The organism is Symbioplanes lichenis (assembly GCF_030709675.1).
GTDB classification, from domain to species: Bacteria; Actinomycetota; Actinomycetes; order Mycobacteriales; family Micromonosporaceae; genus Actinoplanes; species Actinoplanes lichenis.
The window spans coordinates 205,045-224,868 of record NZ_JAUZQD010000005.1; the positions used below are offsets into that span (position 1 = coordinate 205,045).

General features: G+C 71.0%; 18 protein-coding genes and 1 tRNA gene. 15 read left to right on the top strand and 4 right to left on the bottom strand.

The genetic code is table 11. The features are described from left to right. Positions 1 to 6 precede the first annotated feature (6 nt). From RAN62_RS13845 to RAN62_RS13855, 3 genes are all read left to right on the top strand, one after another. The gene (locus RAN62_RS13845) at positions 7 to 1,797 is read left to right on the top strand and encodes an ABC-F family ATP-binding cassette domain-containing protein (protein WP_305784998.1); all 1,791 of its coding nucleotides are present in this window, start codon (positions 7 to 9) and stop codon (positions 1,795 to 1,797) included. A gap of 77 nt (positions 1,798 to 1,874) precedes the next feature. Next, entirely contained in the window at positions 1,875 to 2,336 is a 462-nt protein-coding gene (locus RAN62_RS13850; RefSeq protein ID WP_305784999.1) for a DUF4383 domain-containing protein, read from the top strand. Continuing rightward, positions 2,336 to 2,797, top strand: a complete 462-nt coding sequence (locus tag RAN62_RS13855; RefSeq protein WP_305785000.1) for a DUF4383 domain-containing protein — start codon at positions 2,336 to 2,338, stop codon at positions 2,795 to 2,797. The genes RAN62_RS13850 and RAN62_RS13855 overlap by 1 nt, the downstream gene beginning before the upstream one ends. Here the strand turns inward: RAN62_RS13855 and RAN62_RS13860 are convergent. Next, positions 2,794 to 3,396 (bottom strand): TetR/AcrR family transcriptional regulator, encoded by a 603-nt coding sequence (locus RAN62_RS13860; protein WP_305785294.1) that lies wholly within the window; start codon positions 3,394 to 3,396, stop codon positions 2,794 to 2,796. The two genes, RAN62_RS13855 and RAN62_RS13860, sit on opposite strands and share 4 nt — an antisense overlap. A gap of 433 nt (positions 3,397 to 3,829) precedes the next feature. On the opposite strand from RAN62_RS13860, the gene RAN62_RS13865 reads away from it, so the two are divergent. The 10 genes from RAN62_RS13865 to RAN62_RS13910 all read left to right on the top strand — a co-directional run bounded on the left by RAN62_RS13865 (position 3,830) and on the right by RAN62_RS13910 (position 15,538). Next, a tRNA-Gln gene (locus tag RAN62_RS13865) sits at positions 3,830 to 3,900 on the top strand. 69 nt (positions 3,901 to 3,969) lie between these two features. Then, on the top strand, positions 3,970 to 5,421 hold the full coding sequence (glmU, locus tag RAN62_RS13870) for a bifunctional UDP-N-acetylglucosamine diphosphorylase/glucosamine-1-phosphate N-acetyltransferase GlmU (protein WP_305785001.1): 1,452 nt from the start codon (positions 3,970 to 3,972) through the stop codon (positions 5,419 to 5,421). A 180-nt stretch (positions 5,422 to 5,601) separates the two neighbouring features. Next, positions 5,602 to 6,582: a ribose-phosphate diphosphokinase gene (locus RAN62_RS13875; protein WP_305785002.1), complete on the top strand. Its 981-nt coding sequence runs from the start codon at positions 5,602 to 5,604 to the stop codon at positions 6,580 to 6,582. A gap of 681 nt (positions 6,583 to 7,263) precedes the next feature. Then, positions 7,264 to 7,887, top strand: coding sequence for a 50S ribosomal protein L25/general stress protein Ctc (locus tag RAN62_RS13880; RefSeq protein WP_305785003.1), 624 nt, complete (start codon positions 7,264 to 7,266; stop codon positions 7,885 to 7,887). A 116-nt stretch (positions 7,888 to 8,003) separates the two neighbouring features. Then, complete coding sequence (gene pth, locus RAN62_RS13885) at positions 8,004 to 8,591, top strand: aminoacyl-tRNA hydrolase (RefSeq protein WP_305785004.1); 588 nt, start codon at positions 8,004 to 8,006, stop codon at positions 8,589 to 8,591. A 137-nt stretch (positions 8,592 to 8,728) separates the two neighbouring features. Beyond that, the gene (locus tag RAN62_RS13890; protein ID WP_305785005.1) at positions 8,729 to 10,480 is read left to right on the top strand and encodes a sugar transferase; all 1,752 of its coding nucleotides are present in this window, start codon (positions 8,729 to 8,731) and stop codon (positions 10,478 to 10,480) included. A 22-nt stretch (positions 10,481 to 10,502) separates the two neighbouring features. Next, entirely contained in the window at positions 10,503 to 11,384 is an 882-nt protein-coding gene (locus tag RAN62_RS13895) for a 3'(2'),5'-bisphosphate nucleotidase CysQ (RefSeq protein ID WP_305785006.1), read from the top strand. A 37-nt stretch (positions 11,385 to 11,421) separates the two neighbouring features. Beyond that, positions 11,422 to 12,333, top strand: a complete 912-nt coding sequence (cysD, locus tag RAN62_RS13900; protein WP_305785007.1) for a sulfate adenylyltransferase subunit CysD — start codon at positions 11,422 to 11,424, stop codon at positions 12,331 to 12,333. Beyond that, positions 12,333 to 13,631, top strand: coding sequence for a sulfate adenylyltransferase subunit CysN (gene cysN, locus RAN62_RS13905; RefSeq protein ID WP_305785008.1), 1,299 nt, complete (start codon positions 12,333 to 12,335; stop codon positions 13,629 to 13,631). Before cysD ends, cysN begins: the two co-directional genes overlap by 1 nt. A 113-nt stretch (positions 13,632 to 13,744) precedes the next feature. Continuing rightward, positions 13,745 to 15,538 carry a glycoside hydrolase family 43 protein gene (locus tag RAN62_RS13910; RefSeq protein WP_305785009.1) on the top strand — a complete coding sequence of 598 codons (1,794 nt, stop codon included), beginning with the start codon at positions 13,745 to 13,747 and terminating at the stop codon, positions 15,536 to 15,538. Here RAN62_RS13910 and RAN62_RS13915 read toward each other — a convergent pair. The 3 genes from RAN62_RS13915 to galE all read right to left on the bottom strand — a co-directional run bounded on the left by RAN62_RS13915 (position 15,519) and on the right by galE (position 18,067). Further along, entirely contained in the window at positions 15,519 to 15,713 is a 195-nt protein-coding gene (locus tag RAN62_RS13915; protein WP_305785010.1) for a hypothetical protein, read from the bottom strand. The genes RAN62_RS13910 and RAN62_RS13915 overlap by 20 nt on opposite strands. 190 nt (positions 15,714 to 15,903) lie before the next feature. Further along, positions 15,904 to 17,046, bottom strand: a complete 1,143-nt coding sequence (gene galK / locus RAN62_RS13920; protein WP_305785011.1) for a galactokinase — start codon at positions 17,044 to 17,046, stop codon at positions 15,904 to 15,906. Between the two features lie 13 nt (positions 17,047 to 17,059). Next, the gene (gene galE / locus RAN62_RS13925) at positions 17,060 to 18,067 is read right to left on the bottom strand and encodes a UDP-glucose 4-epimerase GalE (protein WP_305785295.1); all 1,008 of its coding nucleotides are present in this window, start codon (positions 18,065 to 18,067) and stop codon (positions 17,060 to 17,062) included. A 159-nt stretch (positions 18,068 to 18,226) separates the two neighbouring features. Here galE and trpS point away from each other — a divergent pair, with 159 nt between their 5' ends. Continuing rightward, the gene (gene trpS, locus RAN62_RS13930; RefSeq protein ID WP_305785012.1) at positions 18,227 to 19,252 is read left to right on the top strand and encodes a tryptophan--tRNA ligase; all 1,026 of its coding nucleotides are present in this window, start codon (positions 18,227 to 18,229) and stop codon (positions 19,250 to 19,252) included. 5 nt (positions 19,253 to 19,257) lie between these two features. Then, positions 19,258 to 19,815: a 2'-5' RNA ligase family protein gene (locus RAN62_RS13935; RefSeq protein WP_305785013.1), complete on the top strand. Its 558-nt coding sequence runs from the start codon at positions 19,258 to 19,260 to the stop codon at positions 19,813 to 19,815. Positions 19,816 to 19,824 lie beyond the last annotated feature (9 nt).

Sequence of the window (19,824 nt, forward strand, 5' to 3'; positions counted from 1 at the left end):
GGCATCGTGGCCAACATTGTGAATCTCGACCGGGTGAACAAGGGGTACGGCGCTGCCGGCCAACTGCTCACCGACGTCTCCCTCGGACTCGACGACGACGCCCGGGTCGGCATCGTCGGCCTCAACGGCGCCGGCAAGTCGACGCTGCTCCGGATGCTCGCCAAGCTCGAGGAGCCCGACTCCGGCCGGGTCACCCACCGGCGGGACCTGCGCGTCGCCGCCCTCCCGCAGACCTTCTCGCTCGCCGCGGAAGCCACCGTGCGCGACGTGGTGCTGGGCACCGCGTGGCTCGCCGAGGGCATGGGCGCCGAGCACGAGTGGGCCGGTGACGCCGGGGTGCGCGAGATCCTCGACGGTCTCGGCATGGCCCACCTGGGCCTCGACACGCCGGTCGGGCCGATGTCCGGAGGCGAGCGCCGCCGGGTGGCGCTGGCCGCCCTGCTCGTCCGCGAGTCCGACCTGCTCATCCTCGACGAGCCGACGAACCACCTCGACGTCGCCGGCGTGGACTGGCTCGCCCGCTACCTGCTCGGGCGGCGCGGCGCGCTGGTCGTCGTCACGCACGACCGATGGTTCCTCGACGCCGTCTGCACGCTCACCTGGGAGGTCGTCGACCAGCAGGTGTACGCGTACGAGGGGGGCTATGCGGCCTGGACCCTCGCCCGGGCCGAGCGGCTCCGCGTGGCCGCCGCCGTCGAGGCCCGCCGGCAGAACCTGCTCCGCAAGGAGATCGCCTGGCTGCGCCGCGGCCCGCCCGCGCGCACCTCGAAGCCGCAGTTCCGCATCGACGCCGCCAACGCGCTGATCGCCGACGTGCCCCCGGTGCGCGACACGGTCAGCTTGCAGCGGCTGGCGACGACCCGGCTCGGCAAGCAGGTGTACGACCTGGAGAACGTCACGCTGCGCGCCGGCGACAAGACCATCCTCGGTGACCTCACGTGGCAGGTGGGCCCGGGCGACCGGATCGCGATCCTGGGCGCCAACGGGGCCGGCAAGACCACGCTGCTGCGCCTGCTCGCCGGGGTCACCACCCCGGACGGCGGCCGCCTGGTGACCGGATCGACGGTCAAGCCGGCGTTCCTGTCGCAGGAGCTCAAGGAGCTGCCGGGCGAGTTGCGGCTGCTCGAGGCGGTGGAGGAGGTCGCCAAGCGGGTCAAGCTCGGCGACCGGGAGCTCTCCGCGGGCCAGCTCGCCGAGGTGTTCGGCTTCACCGACAAGCGCATCTGGACCCCGGTCAGCGACCTGTCCGGCGGCGAGCGGCGGCGGCTCCAGCTGCTGCGCCTGCTCGCCACCGAGCCCAACGTCCTGCTGCTCGACGAGCCGACGAACGACCTGGACACCGACACCCTCGCGTCGCTCGAGGACCTGCTCGACTCCTGGCCGGGCACGATGATCGTCGCCAGCCACGACCGCTATCTGGTCGAGCGGGTGACCGACACGGCGTACGGGATGCTCGGCGACGGCCGGCTGGTGCACCTGCCCGGCGGTATCGACGAATACCTCGCCCGCGCGGTCGGCATGCCCCGGGCGACGGTCGCCGCGGGCCCGGCCCCGAGAAAGGCCCCCGGCCTGTCCGCGGCTGACCTGCGGACGGCGAAGAAGGACCTGAACCGGTTGGAACGGCAGCTCGGCAAGCTCGAGGAGCGGATCGTCAAGATCAACGAGCAGCTGGCGCAGCACGGCAGCGACTACGACAAGATCATGGAGCTGGACGCGCAGCTCAAGGCCGTGCAGGGCGAGCGGGCGCAGGTCGAGGAGGCCTGGCTGGAGCTGGCCGAGCAGGTCGGGGACGCGTAGATCCGGGGGTGCTCCTGCGATCGCAGGCGCGATGCGCGAGAATCTTGCTGACGCATAACGAGCTTGGAGACGGAACCATGGCGCACACTCCGGTGAATCACCCCCTGCGGCCGCTCTACCGTGCCCTGGGCGCGGCGGCCGGGGTCTACCTGATCGTCTTCGGCGTCATCGGCCTCATCATCACCGGCGGCGACGGCCTCTTCGGCAACCCCGACGACCTCGTGCTGGGGCAGCGCTCCAACCTCTTCTGGTCGATCGTCTCGCTGCTGATCGGCGCGATCGTCCTGATCGCCGCGGTGATCGGGAAGAACGCGGACGTCGAGGTCGACAAGTACTTCGGCTGGGGCCTGGTCGGCGTCGGCAGCTACTGCCTGGCCGTGAGCCGCACGGACGCCAACTTCCTCAACTTCGGCATCGCCACGGTCATCGTGACCTACCTGGTGGCGCTCGTCCTCATCACCGCGGGCCTCTACAGCAAGGTCGCCCCCGAGGAGCGCCAGGGCGCCCCGCGTCAGGTGCGCGAGGCGCGTTCGGCCTGATGGCTCACTATCCGATCAACCACCAGCTGCGCCAGCCCTACCGGGCGCTGGCCGCGGCGTCGGGCCTCTTCGTCGCGATCACCGGCGTGATCGGCATCATCGCGACCGCGGGCAACGAGTTCTTCGGACACGCCGGTGCCGAGCGGGCGCTGGGTCAGCTCCTGAGCCCGGCCGGCGCCTGGGTGTCCACGCTGGTCGGGCTGCTCGTGCTCGCGGTCGCCGTCCGCGGCGGCAACCTGCACCACCGGGTCAACCTGGTGCTGGGCTGGGTCATGCTCGCCGTCGCCATGGTCATGCTGGCCATGCTGCGGACGGACGCCGACGTGCTCGGCTTCTCCGTCGCAACCGTCGTCGTGTGGACCGTGCTGGGGCTCGTGGTCCTGACCGCCGCTCTCTACGGGCAGGTCGGCAGCGAGGAGCAGCAGCACGCCGAGCAGGAGAGCACGCTCAGCAGCACCTAGGGCATCTCTCGCGTCAGCAGGGTGGGCCTCGCCTCCAGATGGGACAGGCCGTTCCAGGCGAGGTTCACCAGCTGCGCGGCCACCTCCTCCTTGCGCGGCCCCGGCGCCTCCGGCCACCACTGGCCGACCAGGGCGACCATCCCGACCAGCGCCTGCGAGTAGAGCTCGGCGAAGCCCGGCTCCAGCCCGCGGCTCGCGAACTCGGCGCCGAGGATGTGCTCCACCCGGTGCGCCACGTCGCTCATGACGCTCGAGAAGCTGCCCGCTTGCTGCAGCAAGGGCGATTGCCGGACGAGTACGCGAAACCCGTGCGGCTCCTCCTCGATGTAGTCCAGCAGCGCCAGCGCCGCCTGCTCCAGCAGCTCCCGGGGATGTCCCGCGGTCAGCGCCGCGACGATCCGGTCGAGCAGGGCGCGTACCTCCCGGTCGACGACGACCGCGTAGAGGCCCTCCTTGCCGCCGAAGTGCTCGTAGACGACCGGCTTGGACACCTCGGCCCGGGTGGCGACCTCCTCGACCGAGGTGGCTTCGAATCCGCGCTCGGCGAAGAGGCGGCGGCCGATGGTGATCAGCTGTTCGCGGCGCTGGGTGGCGGACATGCGTACGCGGGGGGTGCGCTCGCCCGGCGCGGTCTGCTCGCTCACTTGGCCATCCTGCCAGTCCCGCCGGTCCGGTCGGGGGGCTGCTCCGGTGGGTCCGGTGTCGCGTCCCTCCGCCGTCGGCGTCGCGTTCTTTCGGCGCCGGTGTCAGTGCTCGGCTCGCGTCTGCTCGGGCTTCACCGGTCGTTCATGCGGGGCCTGCACCATCGGACTCCTCCGCCCGGGGGGACTCCTCCGCCCGGGGGGACTCCTCCGCTCGGTGGGGGAAAGACGCACAAGGCGTCCACCGCCGGCGCGTACGTGCGGGATGCTTACCGGAGACGTCCGGACGAACGGGAGTGGGATGCGAGGGGTCGGCTTTCCGCGGCGTGGCGCGGGGGACGCTACTATGTGAGCCGCGTGCATTGCCCCGGCCGGAATGTCCGCTCTGCACTCCCGGATCGTCTAATGGTAGGACCGCGGCTTTTGGTGCCGTTTATAGGGGTTCGAATCCTCTTCCGGGAGCCTTTTCTCCGCGGCTGAGTCGTCGCCGCCTTCTTCGACATCGCACCACTGCGACCCCTGGAGTTATGCGTGAGCCAGTCTCCGAGCCGTACCGTCGTCGTCCTCGCCGCCGGTGAGGGCAAGCGGATGAAGTCCGCGACGCCGAAGATGTTGCATCCGCTGCTCGGGCGGACGCTGCTGGGCCACGTGCTGCACGCCGCCGAGGCGGTGCGGGCCTCCCGGACGGTCGTGGTGGTCGGGCACAAGGCCGACCAGGTGCGCGCGCACCTCGCCGAGATCTCGCCGGGCGCGACGCCGGTGCTCCAGGCCGAGCAGAATGGCACCGGGCACGCGGTGCGCATCGCGCTCGACGCGATTCCCGAGGCCACCGGCACCGTGGTCGTGCTCAACGCCGACGTGCCGCTGCTGCGCCCGGAGACGGTCGACGCGCTCGTCGCCGCGCACGAGTCGGGGCAGCGCGGCGCGACCGTGCTGGCCGCCGAGGTCACCGATCCGACCGGGCTGGGCCGCATCGTGCGCGACGCCGCGGGCGACCTCGAGCGGATCGTCGAGGAGCGGGACGCGGCGCCGGAGATCAAGGCGATCCGGGAGATCAACGCCGGGATCTACGTCTTCGACGCCACGCTGCTGCGCGAGGCGCTCGGCAAGCTGACCACCGACAACGATCAGGGTGAGGAATACCTCACCGACGTGTTCGGGCTGCTCGCCGCCGTGGGCCACCCGGTGGGCGTGCACGTGGCCGCGGACGCGCTCGAGACGCTGGGCTGCAACGACCGGGCCGAGCTGGCGCGGCTCCGGAGCCTGCTCCGCGACCGGATCAACACCGCCTGGCTCAAGGCGGGCGTCTCGATCCTCGACCCGGCGACCACCTGGATCGATGTCACGGTGACGCTCGAGCCGGACGCCGTCATCGACCAGAACTCGCAGCTGCAGGGGGCGACGGCCGTCGGCGCCCGGGCCGTGGTCGGGCCGGACACGACGCTGACCGACACGGTGGTGGCCGAGGGTGCGACGGTGCTGCGCACGCACGCGATCGGGGCCGAGGTCGGGCCGGACGCGACGGTCGGCCCCTTCTCCTATCTGCGGCCGGGCACGCGGCTGGGCCGCAAGGCCAAGGTCGGCGGGTTCGTCGAGACCAAGAACGCCGAGCTCGGCGCCGGCGCGAAGGTGCCGCATCTCTCATATGTGGGCGACGCCACGATCGGCCCCAAGGCGAACATCGGGGCGGGCACGATCTTCGCCAACTACGACGGGGTCACCAAGAGCCACACCACGGTCGGCGAGGCGGCCTTCGTGGGCAGCGACACGGTGCTGATCGCGCCGGTGGAGATCGGCCCGGGGGCCTACGTCGCCGCGGGCAGTGCCATCGGCCAGGACGTGCCGCCGGGCAGCCTGGGCGTGACCCGGGCGCCGCAGCGATCGGTCGACGGCTGGGTCGCGCGCAAGCGCCCGGGCACGGTGTCGGCCGAGGCGGCGGAGCGGGCCGGGCAGGCGGCGGAGGAGCCCGGCGACGGTGCGTGAGGGCCGGGCGGCGGCCTGATCTACTGTCATCGATGGAACGGGATTGAGGTCAGCCGGGCCGGGGGCGCGCAAGCTGGGGTGAGGCATCCCACGCGAGGCCTCCGGCATATGGCGGGCAGCCGTCCTCGGGTCATACTTCAGGTGACACACCCCCTCGATTGCACGGGAGCGGACGAGCCCATGGGCAGCATCGTCGCGGAGAACCGTAAGAGTTTGATGCTTTTCTCCGGCCGTGGTTTCCCGGAGCTGGCCGAGGAGATCGGCCAGGTGCTGGGCGTCGCGCCGACGCCGTCCGACTCCTACGAGTTCGCCAACGGTGAGATCTTCGTCCGATACCGCGACTCGGTGCGCGGATCCGACGCCTTCGTCGTCCAGTCGATGACCGAGGGCATCAACCGCTGGGTCATGGAGACCCTGATCATGATCGACGCCCTCAAGCGGGGGTCGGCCAAGCGGATCACCGTCGTGATGCCCTTCTACCCCTACTCACGGCAGGACAAGAAGCACCGCGGCCGCGAGCCGATCTCGGCCCGGCTGGTCGCCGACCTGCTCAAGACGGCGGGCGCCAACCGCATTCTCACGGTCGACCTGCACACCGCGCAGATCCAGGGCTTCTTCGACGGCCCGGTCGACCACCTCTTCGCGATGGACATCCTCGCCGAGCACGTGCAGCGCAAGTTCGAGGGCCGGCCGCTGACCGTCGTCGCGCCCGACTCGGGCCGGGTGCGGGTGGCGGAGCGCTGGACCGACCGGCTGGGCGGATGCCCGCTGGCCTTCATCCACAAGACCCGCGACCCGCTCAAGCCCAACCAGGTCGTCGCCAACCGCGTGGTCGGCGAGGTCGAGGGTCGCGTGTGCCTGATCGTCGACGACATGATCGACACCGGCGGCACCATCACCAAGGCCGCCGACATCCTCTTCGACTCGGGCGCGGCCGATGTGATCGTCGCCTCCACGCACGCCCTCCTGTCGGACCCGGCGACCGAGCGCCTCAAGAACAGCCGCATCTCCGAGCTGGTCGTGACCAACACGCTCCCGCTCCCCCCGGAGAAGCGCCTCGACAAGATCACGGTCCTGTCGATCGCCCCGCTGCTGGCGCGGGCCATCCGCGAGGTGTTCGACGACGGCTCGGTGACGACGCTGTTCGGCGGGCTGAGCTGACCTTTCCGCGCGGCTGACCTTTCCCGCGCGGCTGATCCTTCTCCGCGCGGCTTACCCTTCCCGCGCGGCTTACCCTTCCCGCGGCTGGCGTTGATTCCGGCGGCGGGGCGCGGGTTCCTGCTGGTCGGCCTGCGTTCCTGCGGCTGGCGCTTCCGGTAAGAGGCGCGGGGCCCGGGCATCGCCACCCCGAGCGTCGTTTCCACGCTCTTCTCTGCGGCTGTCGGTGCGCAAAGTGGATGGGCAGCGGTGCGTGGATCGGACGACGGCGGTCTCGATCCGGTGCCGGCCGAAGGTGGCACGGTGCCGGAGTTTTGTGACCCGCTGGGCGGTTAAGGGGAGACATGCCGGTTCACGGGGTGTTGCCGCACCGCTCCGGCCGGTACCGTGCATCTTGCATCGGGCGGGTGAACTTTTCGCGGGAAGAGCGAGCTGACGGGACCCGCCGGTCGTCGTGCGCGCGGGGCAGGTAAGCTGGTGCGGTTGCCACGGCGAGGGTGCCACGCGGTCTGCGGCAGGTTAGCGGAGTTCGCTTGAGGCACCGTGATCGACGCGGTGTTCCGGGCCTGTGCCCGTGCGCCCCTTGCCGAGCAGATGAGCACCACCCCACGCTCGGCCCCGCCGAACACAGCCCGCAGCCCGCCGACTTAGACGCAGCCCGATCAGATTTTCAGGAGTTTCCCCGTGTCCGAGGTAAAGATCAGCGCCGAGCCCCGTACCGAGTTCGGCAAGGGTGGTGCCCGCCGCACGCGCCGGGCCGGCCTCGTGCCCGCCGTGCTCTACGGCCACGGCGAGGCCCCGCAGCACATCGCTCTGCCGGCGCGGGAGTTCGCGGCCGCGATCCGGCACGGCGGTCTCAACCAGGTGTTCACCCTCGACGTCGCCGGTGGTTCCGCCATCCTGGCGCTGCCGAAGGCGATCCAGCGCGACCCGATCAAGGACACGTTCGAGCACGTGGACCTGCTGATCGTCAAGCGTGGCGAAAAGGTCCAGGTCGACGTCCCCGTGACGCTGACCGGCGAGGCCGCGCGCAACACGCTCGTGGTGAACGAGAGCAACACGCTCGCCGTCACCGCCGAGGCCATGCACCTGCCGGCCGAGCTCGAGGTGTCCATCGAGGGCCTCGAGGCCGGCTCGCAGGTCACCGCGGGCGACGTCACCCTGCCGCAGGGCACCGAGCTGGCCGTCGAGCCCGACTTCGTGCTCGCGATCATCTCGCAGGCGCAGACCGCCGAGCAGCTCGAGGGCGGCGAGGCCGGCGAGGGTGAGGCCACCGAGGCCGAGGCCACCGAGGAATCCGCCAGCTGATCTGAGCCCCACCAGGCACAGAAAGGCCGGCCTGAGCCCCCGGGCTGCCGGAAGATCACGACAGGGAAAGTGCCACGCGGCACTTTCCCTGTTTCCGTATGAGGAGAGAGCAGGTCATGACCGACGACGCGCCGTGGCTGGTGGCCGGGCTGGGCAATCCGGGCCGGGAGTACGCGGGCAACCGGCACAACGTCGGCTTCATGGTGGCCGACCTGCTGGCGAGCCGGGTCAGCGGCAAGTTCGGCCGGCACAAGCGGGCCGTCGCCGAGGTGGCCGAGGGCCGGCTCGGGTTCGGCGGCCCCAAGCTGATCCTCGTGAAGCCGCTCACCTACATGAACCTGTCCGGCGCCCCCGTGTCGGCGCTGGCGCAGTTCTTCAAGGTGCCGCTGGAGCACATCATCGCCGTGCACGACGAGCTCGACGTGCCGTACGGGCAGGTGCGCGCGAAGCGTGGCGGCGGTGAGGGTGGTCACAACGGGCTGCGGTCGATGTCGAAGTCGCTCGGCAGCAAGGACTACGCCCGGGTGCGGGTCGGCATCGGGCGGCCGCCGGGCCGGCAGGACGCGGCCGACTTCGTGCTGGCCGACTTCTCCTCGACCGAGCGCAAGGAGCTGGACTTTCTCGTGGATCGGGCGGCCGACGTGACGGAGGCCGTGATCCTCGAGGGCGTCGAGTGGGCGCAGAACAAATACCACGGAACGTGACGAATCACCCGCGGAACGAATAGATTAATTCGCCCGTTTTGCCCTTCTGCACTCCCGTGTCGCCGCACTTGGTTGGCGCGTTGGTCACATAGCGCCCGGATGGTGCGTGATCATCGGCGGCGCAGGGGAGGTGCGAGATGACGGAGGGGCGGGAGACCGCGCTCGACGAGCCGACCGTGACGCTGCCGACTGTGCAGAAGCGCACGGCGGATCGCGGGCAGGACGTTCCGGAGACCCACGGCCCGGCGAACCATCCGCCGGCGAACCACCGGCCGCACCGGTCGGTGCCGCACCGGGACCGGGCGCGCAACAACAAGATCCCGGCGTCCCGCGAGGCGGCCGACCCCAACGCGGCGCCCCGGACCTCGGAGGTCGAGCGGACCCGCAACCGGGCGGTCGACCGGCACTGGTCCGAGCGGCAGAACCGGTCGATGGCGGCCCGCCCGGCCACCCGGCCGTTCGTGCGGGTGCGGGGCAAGCACGCGGCGATGTCCCGCCGGCAGCGGTGGGAGCGCCGGTACGTGCGCTCGCTGGTGCTCAGTGACCTGCTGGCCGGAGTGGCGGCCGGCGCGATGACGTTCGCCGTACGCTTCGGCGACGAGGTGACCGCGTACAACCGGGGGTATCTCCTGCTCTCGGCGCTGCTGCCGGTCGCGCTGCTCGCGGTGCTGATCGGCAGCCGGGCGTACGAGCGCCGCTTCCTCTTCGTCGGCACGGACGAGTACCAGCGGGTGATCCGGGGCGGCGTGGGCCTGATCGCGGGCGCGGCCGTTGTCTCGTACGCCCTCGAACTGGACCTGGCCCGCTCCTATGTCCTCGCGGCGCTACCCACGGCCGTCGTTTCGGCGGTCGTGTTCCGGTTCGCCCTGCGCAAGCATCTGCACCTGGAACGGGAACGGGGCGCCAGCCTCCGCCGCGTCCTCGTGGTCGGCCACGAACTGTCCGTCATCGGCATCACGCGTCAGCTCCGGCGTGAGCGTTATCACGGTCTGGAGGTCGTGGGCGCATGTCTGCCGCCGCGGCACGACGGCGTGGTGGACCTTCCCGTGTACGGGACGTTCGACGACGTGGCCGACGCGGTGGACGCCGCCGACGCGGACACCGTGGTGGTGCTGAGCTGTCCGGAGCTGGACGGCGTGGCGCTGCGCCGGCTGGCCTGGCGGCTGGAGCGCGACGAGGTCGATCTCATCGTGGCGAGCACGCTGATCGACGTCGCCGGTGCCCGCACCACGATCCGGCCCTTCGACGGCCTGCCGATGCTGCACGTCGAGCACCCGCGGCTGCACGGCGGCGCCCGGATGATCAAGGATCTGGTCGACCGGCTCGGGGCCCTGGCATTGCTCGTGCTCTTCGGCCCTGTCCTGTTAACCGTCGCACTCTGTGTGATGCTCACCTCCCGGGGCCCGGTACTCTTTCGGCAGGTTCGGGTCGGGCGGGACGGCAGTGAGTTCCGCATCTTCAAGTTCCGCAGCATGTACGTGGACGCCGAGGCGCGGCTCGCCGAGCTCCGGCACCTCAACGAGCACGACGGCGTGCTCTTCAAGATCCGTGACGACCCGCGTGTGACCCCGGTCGGCCGGTGGCTGCGCCGGTTCTCGCTGGACGAGCTGCCGCAGCTGCTCAATGTCGTGCTGGGCCAGATGTCGCTGGTCGGCCCGCGGCCGCCGTTGCCCGCGGAGGTCGCCGCCTATGCCGACGACGTGCGGCGCCGGCTGGCGGTCAAACCGGGCATGACGGGCCTGTGGCAGGTGTCGGGACGATCGGACCTGTCGTGGGAGGAAGCGGTCCGGCTGGACCTGCGCTATGTGGAGAACTGGTCGCTCAGTTTGGATCTGGTGATCCTTTTGCGGACGATGACCGCGGTGGTCCGGTCCTCCGGGGCGTACTAGGCATGAGAGGCGAGGCGAGACGATGAGCGAGCGGACAGGGACGTCGGCGCGCATAGCGGGGCAGCGTGAGCCCGAGTCCGGTGGCACGCCGCCGGTCAACGACTCGGCCTTCGCCCGCTGGCTGGCCGACCGGGCCGGTCAGGTGCTGCTGCAGGTCCGCGCGGAGCTGGGCCACGCGGACGGCAAGGCGCTGAAGACGGCCGGCGACAAGGCGGCCCACGACCTGCTCCGGGCTGAGCTCGCCCGCTGGCGCCCCGCCGACGCCGTGCTGTCGGAGGAGGACGACCAGTCCCGCCTCGCGTGGGCCGACGGCCAGGATGTCGTACGCCCCGACCGGCTCGACGCCTCGCGCGTCTGGATCGTCGACCCGCTCGACGGCACCCGCGAGTTCTCCGAGGAGGGCCGGGCCGACTGGGCCGTGCACGTGGCGCTCTGGACGGCGGAGTGCGGGAGTGCGAGCTGTCTCGCCGCGGGCGCCGTGGCGATGCCCGCCCAGCACCGCACGCTCGCCACCGACCACCCGCCGGCCTATCCGCCGCTGCCGCTGGCCGCCGCGACCGGGGGACCGATCCGCATCGCCGCCAGCCGCACCCGCCCGCCCGCCTTCGTGACCGCGCTGGCCGAGGAGCTCGGCGCCGAGCTGGTCCCCATGGGATCGGCCGGGGTCAAGATCGCCGCGGTGGTCAGCGGGGAGGCGGACGCCTACATCCACGCCGGCGGCCAGTACGAGTGGGACAGCGCCGCCCCGGTCGCTGTGGCGCTCGCCACAGGGCTGCACGCTTCCCGGATCGACGGCAGCGCACTGGAATACAACCAGGCCGACCCGAAGCTGCCCGACCTGGTGGTCTGCCGTAAGGATCTCGCTCCTCGGTTGCTCGCAGCGCTGCAGCGCCACCTCCCGTAACCTGAGCTGCCACGGAAATCGAAAGGCTGGGGAACCTGTGAGCCAGGCGAAGCCCTATCGCGTCTCCCATCTCGACGCTCTCGAGGCTGAGAGCATCTTCGTGATGCGCGAGGTCATGGCCGAGTTCGAGCGGCCGGTGCTGCTCTTCTCCGGCGGCAAGGACTCGATCGTCATGCTGCGGCTGGCGGAGAAGGCCTTCTCGCCGGCGCGCATCCCGTTCCCGGTCATGCACGTGGACACCGGGCACAACTTCCCCGAGGTCCTCGACTACCGGGACGCGCGGGTCGCCCAGCTCGGCCTCAACCTGGTGATCGCCAGCGTGCAGGAGGCGATCGACTCCGGCACGGTGCGTGAGCTGCCCGACGGCACGCGCAACCGGATCCAGACCCCGGTGCTGCTCGCGGCGGTGGAGAAATACCGCTTCGACGCGCTCTTCGGCGGCGCCCGGCGCGACGAGGAGAAGGCCCGGGCCAAGGAGCGGATGTTCAGCTTCCGCGACGAGTTCGGCCAGTGGGACCCCAAGAACCAGCGCCCCGAGCTGTGGTCGCTCTACAACGGGCGGCACCACCCCGGCGAGTCGATCCGGGTCTTCCCGCTCTCCAACTGGACCGAGCTGGACGTCTGGCACTACATCGCCAAGGAGCGCATCGAGCTCCCCAGCATCTATTACGCCCACGACCGCGACGTCGTGGAGCGCAACGGCATGTTCTACGCGGTCAACGAGTTCATCGTGCCGCGTGACGGCGAGACCGTGGAGACCCGCCGCGTGCGCTACCGCACGGTCGGCGACGCCTCCCAGACGGCCGCCGTGCTCTCCGACGCGGACACCGTCGAGAAGGTCATCGACGAGGTGGCCGCGACCCGGATCACCGAGCGCGGCGCGACCCGGGGCGACGACAAGGTCAGCGAGGCCGCCATGGAAGACCGCAAGCGGGAAGGTTACTTCTGATGAGCCAGTCAGTGCTGGAGCCCGAGGCCGCGGCGGCCCGCAACATGGACATCCTGCGGTTCGCCACCGCGGGCAGCGTCGACGACGGCAAGTCGACCTTGATCGGCCGGCTGCTCTACGACACCAAGACGATCTTCGCCGACCAGCTCGAGGCGGTCGAGGCCGCGAGCGCCTCGCGCGGCGACGAATACACCAACCTCGCGCTGCTCACCGACGGCCTGCGGGCCGAGCGGGAGCAGGGCATCACCATCGACGTGGCCTACCGCTACTTCGCGACGCCGCGGCGCAAGTTCATCATCGCCGACACCCCGGGGCACATCCAGTACACCCGGAACATGGTCACCGGCGCCTCCACCGCCGACCTGGCGCTGATCCTGGTCGACGCGCGCAAGGGCCTGGTCGAGCAGTCCCGCCGCCACGCGTTCCTCACCAGCCTGCTGCGCGTGCCGCACCTGGTGCTGTGCATCAACAAGATGGACCTCGTGGGCTGGGACAAGGAGGTGTACGACCGGATCGCCGACGAGTTCACCTCGTTCGCGGCGAAGCTGGACATCACCGACCTGACGATCATCCCGATCTCCGCGCTCGAGGGCGACAACATCGCCTCTCGCTCCGAGAAGAGCCCCTGGTACGAGGGCCCGTCGCTGCTGCACCACCTGGAGCACGTGCACATCGCCTCCGACCGCAACCTGGTCGACGTGCGTTTCCCGGTGCAATACGTGATCCGGCCGCAGTCCACCACGGTCACCGACTACCGGGGCTACGCGGGTCAGGTCGCCTCCGGCGTGCTCAAGCCCGGCGACGACGTGCTCGTGCTGCCTTCGGGCATGACCAGCAAGATCGCGGCGATCGACACCGCGGACGGGCCGGTCGACGAGGCCTTCCCGCCCATGTCGGTGACCGTCCGGCTGACCGACGAGATCGACATCTCGCGCGGCGACATGATCTGCCGGCCGCACAATGCCCCGGCGGTCGCGCAGGACATCGAGGCGATGGTCTGCTGGATGGACGAGACCGCCCCGTTGCGCGTCGGCGGCAAGTACACGATCAAGCACACCACTCGCACGGCCCGCACGGTCGTCCGCGGCCTGCAGTACAAGCTGGACGTCAACACGCTGCACCGCGACGAGGACGCGCCCGAGCTCAAGCTCAACGAGATCGGCCGGGTCCGGCTGCGCACGACGGTGCCGCTGCTCGCCGACGAATACCGGCGCAACCGCACGACCGGCGGCTTCATCCTGATCGACGAGGCCACCAACCGTACGGTCGGGGCCGGCATGATCATCGAGGCCGCCTGACCCTTCCGCGTCGCCCGGCGCCCGTCCCGCTCGTCGCGGGGCGGGCGCCGTCGTGTCCGGACATAGCGGGCATCGGCTGGTGTCGATCACCTGGGGTGTAGCAGGCTCGGGACATGCGACGGTTCCCGGTTGTGGTCATCGCGATGCTCGTGCTGCTCACCCCGGCTGCGGCGAACGCTGCGACCCTCCCTCCGCGTGGAGAGAGCGCCGCGCCGCAGGGTGAGGAGACTGAGCCGCGCGAGGAGGGCGCCGCGCTGCGTGGAACGGGTGGCGTGGGGCCGGCGGGGGCGGGGCACAACCCGGTGTCGGCGAGCTTCGCGGACACGTTCGCCGACCCGATGGTCGTGCGCGGCGGCGACGGCTGGTTCTATGCCTACGGGACCACCGATCCGCTACGGGAGGGCGAGCGCACCCCGCACCGCATCCCGATCGCCCGCTCGAAGAACCTGACGACCTGGGCGTACGCGGGGGATGCCTTCACCCCGGACCAGCGGCCCTCTTACGCCGCCGCCACCGCGTCCTACTGGGCGCCGGACGTGCGCCGGATCGGTGGCCGCTGGGTCATGTACGTCACCGTCACCGAGACGACCACCGCCCCCGGCGCCTCGGCCATCGGGGCGGCGACCGCGCCCACCCCGGCCGGTCCGTGGACCTTCGTGGACGAGCCGGTCGTCGCGCCCCGGCCCAGCGGCGACGGCGGCTGGTGGTGGACCTTCGACCCGGCGCAGGTGACCACTCCGGACGGACGCCGGTTTCTCTACTACGGCAGCTACTTCGGCGGTGTCTGGACCAGCGAGCTCACCGCGGACGGCCTGCACCTCACCGGTACGCCCACCCGCGTCGCGATCGACAACAAGTTCGAGGGCTCATTCGTCGTCCGGCGCGCCGGCTGGTACTACCTGTTCGCCTCGTCGGCCAACTGCTGCGCCGGGCCCACCACGGGCTACTCGGTGTCCGTGGGGCGGTCGCGTGACCCGCGTGGCCCGTTCGCGGACAAGCTCGGCCGCCCGTTGAACACCTCCCGCGCCGGCGGCACCCCGGTCGTCGCGCCGAACGGCAACCGCTGGGTCGGCACCGGGCACAACGCGGTGATCAGTGACGGACACCGGGATTGGTTCGTCTATCACGCCATCGACCGCGGGGACCCGTACCTGGACGAGCCGTTCGGGATCAACGAGCGGCCCATGCTGATCGACCGGCTGGACTGGATCGGGGGCTGGCCGACCGTACGGGGCGGTGCCGGGGCTTCCGACGGCCGTGACTCGGGAAGCGCCCACGAGCCGCGCCCCGGCCGCCCCCTGCCCGCCTGGTCCGACGAATTCTCGAGCCGGTTGAGGGGCTGGAGCTTCGTCCGCCCGGATCCCGCGGTCGGGATTGCCGGAGGGCAGCTGCGGTGGCCCGTGCAGGATGCCGACCTGACCGGTGACTCGAACGACGCCGGGGTGCTGCTCCGGTCAGCGCCGCCCGGCGACTGGCTCGCCGAGACCAGGCTCACGCTGCCATTGGGCGAGGACAGCGTCCGCAACTATCAGCAGGCGGGCCTGATCGCCTATGCCGGCGACGATCTCTTCGCCCGGCTGTCCGCGGTCGCGATCGGGAACACGCGGCAGGTCGAATTCGGTCACGAGATCCCCTATGCGGGCACGACCTCGTACGGCGGCACGATCGCCGGCCCGCCGGGCCTGACCACCACGTGGCTGCGCCTGGCCCACCGGGTCGATCCGCGCAACGGCGAGCACGAGTACCGCGCCGGGGTGAGCCGCGACGGCCGCACCTGGACGTGGGGCGGCGTGTGGACGCTGCCGGCGGGCCCGCAGCCGCGCATCGGGCTCGTGGCGCACGGCGGCGCCACTCCGCCCGTCACGGCTTCCTTCGACTACCTGCGGTTCAGCGGTCTCGCTCGGTAGCTTCCTCGATCGCCTCGGAGACCGACCCGGTGATGTCCCCGGCGGGCACGGCGATGCTCTCGGCCTCGTCGTGCAGCTGCTTGTTGTGGTCCCGGGTCGGCTGCGGCTCGGGCGCGGTGCCGTCGCCCGCGAAGCCGAACTCGTTGGGCTGGTTCTCTTCCCGCTGATCAGTCATGACCGTCGCATACCCACGCCCAGCCCCCGCTATGCGACGCCGCCATCCGCCACCCGTGAAAGCGCCGGCCCGCACAAAGCGCCGAAAGCGCCGCCACGCGCGAAGCGCCGAAAGCGCCGGGCCGTACAAAAGGATGGCGAAAGGCAGCGGCCGGCACCCTCGGAGAGAATGCCGGCCGCGGGGAAAGAACTCAGAGCTTGCGCGCACCCGGCCCCGGCGTAGCCGACCAGACGGTGGGGGCGGTGAACCCCTTCTCCGCGTACGCCCGCTCGACCGCCGCCGTCGTCGAAGCGGCCTGGTCCGCGTCGACCAGCGCCAGCACGCATCCGCCGAAGCCGCCGCCGGTCATCCGCGCCCCGTAGGCCCCCGCCGCCAGCGCCGCCTCGACCGCCACGTCGACCTGGGCGACGGTGATCTCGAAGTCGTCGCGCATGGAGGCGTGGGAGGCGGTGAGCAGGGGGCCGATCTCGCGGACCCGGCCCTCGCGCAGCAGGGCCACGGTGTCGAGCACCCGCTGGTTCTCGGTGACGATGTGCCGGACCCGGCGCTTGATCACGTCGTCGTCGAGCCGGGCCAGCGCGGCCTCCAGGTCGCCGATCGCGACGTCGCGCAGGGCGGGGACGCCGAGCAGGCGGGCGCCCTCCTCGCACGACTTGCGCCGGGCGCCGTACTCGCCGTCGACGTGCTGGTGCGGCGCGTTGCTGTTGATGATCAGCATGGCCAGCCCCGCGGCCGCCAGGTCGAACGGGATCTGCTCGACCTCCTCGGAGCGGCAGTCCAGGAAGAGCGCCTTGCCTTCCTGGCAGCGGATGGAAGCCGACTGGTCCATGATCCCGGTCGGGGCGCCGACGTAGACGTTCTCCGCGCGCTGGGCCACCGCGGGCCGCTTGTCGACGGGCAGGTCGATGCCGCCGAGGTCCACCAGGGCGGTCAGCACGGCCGACTCGAGCGCGGCGGAGGAGGAGACACCGGCCCCCAGGGGTACGTCCGACGACAGCGCGATGCGCGCCGGCGGCACGTCGAATCCGGCTTCGCCCAGCGCCCAGACGACGCCGGCGATGTAGGCGGCCCAGTCCTTGACCTCGCCCGGCTCGGTCACACCGAAGCTGACCGGGGCGTCGGCGAAGTCGGAGCACACGGTCCAGCCGGGCTCGTCGTGCCGGGCCGCGGCGGCCACGACCTGCTGGGGCAGCGCGAAGGGCAGCACGAAGCCGTCGTTGTAGTCGGTGTGCTCACCGATCAGGTTGACCCGCCCGGGCGCCGCGTAGAGCGCGGCCGGCTCGGTGCCGTAGGTCGAGGTGAAGGCCGCTGCGGCCGAGGACGCGACTGTCATGTGCTTGATCCCATCACGCCAGGTTGTGCGACCGGTAGAACGCCCAGGCGTCCCCGATCATGTCGGCCAGGGTGTTCTTCTCCGGGACCCAGCCCAGCTCGTCGCGGGCCCGCTGCGACGAGGCGACCAGGGTGGCCGGGTCGCCCTCGCGGGGCGGGGCGATCTCGAGCGGAATCTCCGCGCCGGTGACCTCGCGGGCCGCCTCGACGACCTGGCGGTTGGAGAAGCCGTTGCCGTTGCCCAGGTTGTAGATCTTGTGCTCGCCGGCAGTGGCCGCGTCGAGGGCCAGCAGGTGGGCGCGGGCGAGGTCCTGGACGTGGATGTAGTCGCGGACGCACGTGCCGTCGGCGGTCGGGTAGTCGTCGCCGAAGAGCTGCAGCTTGTCCCGCCGGCCCGCGGCGACCTGCAGGGTGATCGGGATGATGTGCGTCTCGGGGTCGTGCCGCTCGCCGACCTGGGTGCCGTCCTCGCGGATCAGGGCCCCGGCGACGTTGAAGTAGCGCAGCGACACCGCGGCGAGCCCGTGCGCGAAGGCCTCGGAGGTGAGCGCGTAGTCGAAGGCGAGCTTCGTGGCCCCGTACGTGTTGGTCGGGGCCTTGGCCGCGCCCTCGGTGATCGGATTCTCGCTGGGGTTGCCGTAGACCGCGGCGGTGGAGGAGAAGACGAAGCGGCGGACGCCGGCCGCCCGGACCGCGTCGAGCAGCGCCAGGGAGCGCTTGACGTTGTGGTCCCAGTAGAGCTCCGGCTTGTGCATCGACTCGCCGGCCTGGATCAGCCCGGCGAAGTGCAGCACCGCGTCGAAGCCGGCGCCGGGGGTGAGCACGGTGGCCGCGTCCTTGATGTCCGCCTCGACGAAGGTCGCGCCCGGGGCGACGGCCTCGCGGTGCCCGTTGCTGAGGTTGTCCAGGACGGTGACCTCGTGCCCGGCCTCCAGCAACAGCCGGCTGGTGACGCTGCCGACATAGCCGGCGCCTCCGGTGACGAGCAGTTTCACGACATTGACCTCCGGTTCACGCCACACCAGCCACGCCCAGCGTAGGCGGGCCTGCTGTGCTCCCACCCGGGGAACCCTGTGTTCGAGATTCCACCAAAATCGATCAGAAGTCAACATGGTTGAACATTGCCCGGCACGCAAAGCCCGGCGAGCCCCGACTGAGGGAAAAGTGCAATGATGGCGCTCATGTCCGACGCCGCTCACCGTCCCCGGGTGCTCTCCGGCATCCAGCCCACCGCCGACTCGTTCCACCTCGGCAACTATCTGGGCGCGGTGCGCAACTGGGTCGCGATGCAGGAGACGGCCGACGCGTTCTACTGCGTGGTCGACCTGCACGCCATCACGGCCGGGCACGACCCCGTGGCCCTGCGGAACAGGACGCGTCTCTCGGTCGCCCAGCTGCTCGCCGTCGGGCTCGACCCCGAGCGCTGCACCCTCTTCGTGCAGTCGCACGTCCCCGAGCACGCGCAGCTCGCCTGGGTGCTGAGCTGCATCACCGGCTTCGGCGAGGCCGGCCGCATGGTGCAGTTCAAGGACAAGTCGGCCAAGCAGGGCACCGACAGCGCCAGCGTCGGCCTCTTCACCTACCCGATCCTGCAGGCGGCGGACATCCTGCTCTACCAGGCCGACGCGGTGCCGGTCGGCGAGGATCAGCGGCAGCACCTCGAGCTCACACGCGACCTGGCGCAGCGCTTCAACAGCCGGTTCGGCAAGACCTTCACGCAGCCCGAGGCGTACATCGTCAAGGACACCGCGAAGATCGTCGACCTGCAGGACCCGACCTCGAAGATGAGCAAGTCGGCGTCGTCGCCCAACGGCATCATCGAGCTGCTCGAGGAGCCCGGCCGGTCGGCCAAGAAGATCAAGTCGGCGGTCACCGACACCGGGCGCGAGATCCTCTACGACGAGGTGAACAAGCCGGGCATCAGCAACCTGCTGACGATCTACGCGGCGCTCACCGGGCGGACCATAGACGATCTGCTCGAGGCGTACGACGGCCGCGGTTACGGCGATCTCAAGAAGGACCTCGCCGAGATCGTCGTCGAGTTCGTCAAGCCGATCCAGGAGCGCACCCGGGCCTACCTCGAGGACCCGTCGCACCTCGACAAGGTGCTCACCATCGGGGCCGAGAAGGCGCGGGCCGTCTCCGCGGCGACCCTGGCCAAGGCCTATCAGAACGTCGGCTTCCTCGCGCCGGCGCGCGGGGCCTGAGGCCGGTGGGCCCGCTCGACCCGGCCGTCACCCGCATCGGGGTGGCGATCGACATCCCGGAGCCGTGGGGGCCGCTGCTCACCCGGCGCCGGGCGGAGGCCGGTGACCCGCAGGCGGCCTGGACCCCGGCGCACGTCACGCTGCTCGGTCCCACGGAGATCGAGCCCGAGGCGCTGCCCCGGATCGAGAAGCACCTCGAGGCGGTGGCGACCGAGCACCGGCCGTTCACAATCCACCTGCGCGGCACCGGTACGTTCCGGCCGGTCACCGAGGTGGTCTTCGTGACCCTGGCCGCCGGCATCAGCGAGTGCGAGCTGCTCGCCGAGGCGATCGTGGCGGCCGAGGAGGTGCACCGCGACTCCCGGTTCCCCTATCACCCGCACGTGACCGTGGCCCAGGACGTGCCGAGCGCGGCGCTGGACGCGGTCTTCGACGACCTCGCCGAGTTCGAAGCGCGGTTCGAGGTGCCGGGGTTCACGCTGTTCTCGCACGACCTCACGGACGGCGAGCGCCCGTGGCAGCGCCGCCGCGAGTACACATTGGGTGGCCTGCGCCACCCTTAGTGGATCTTT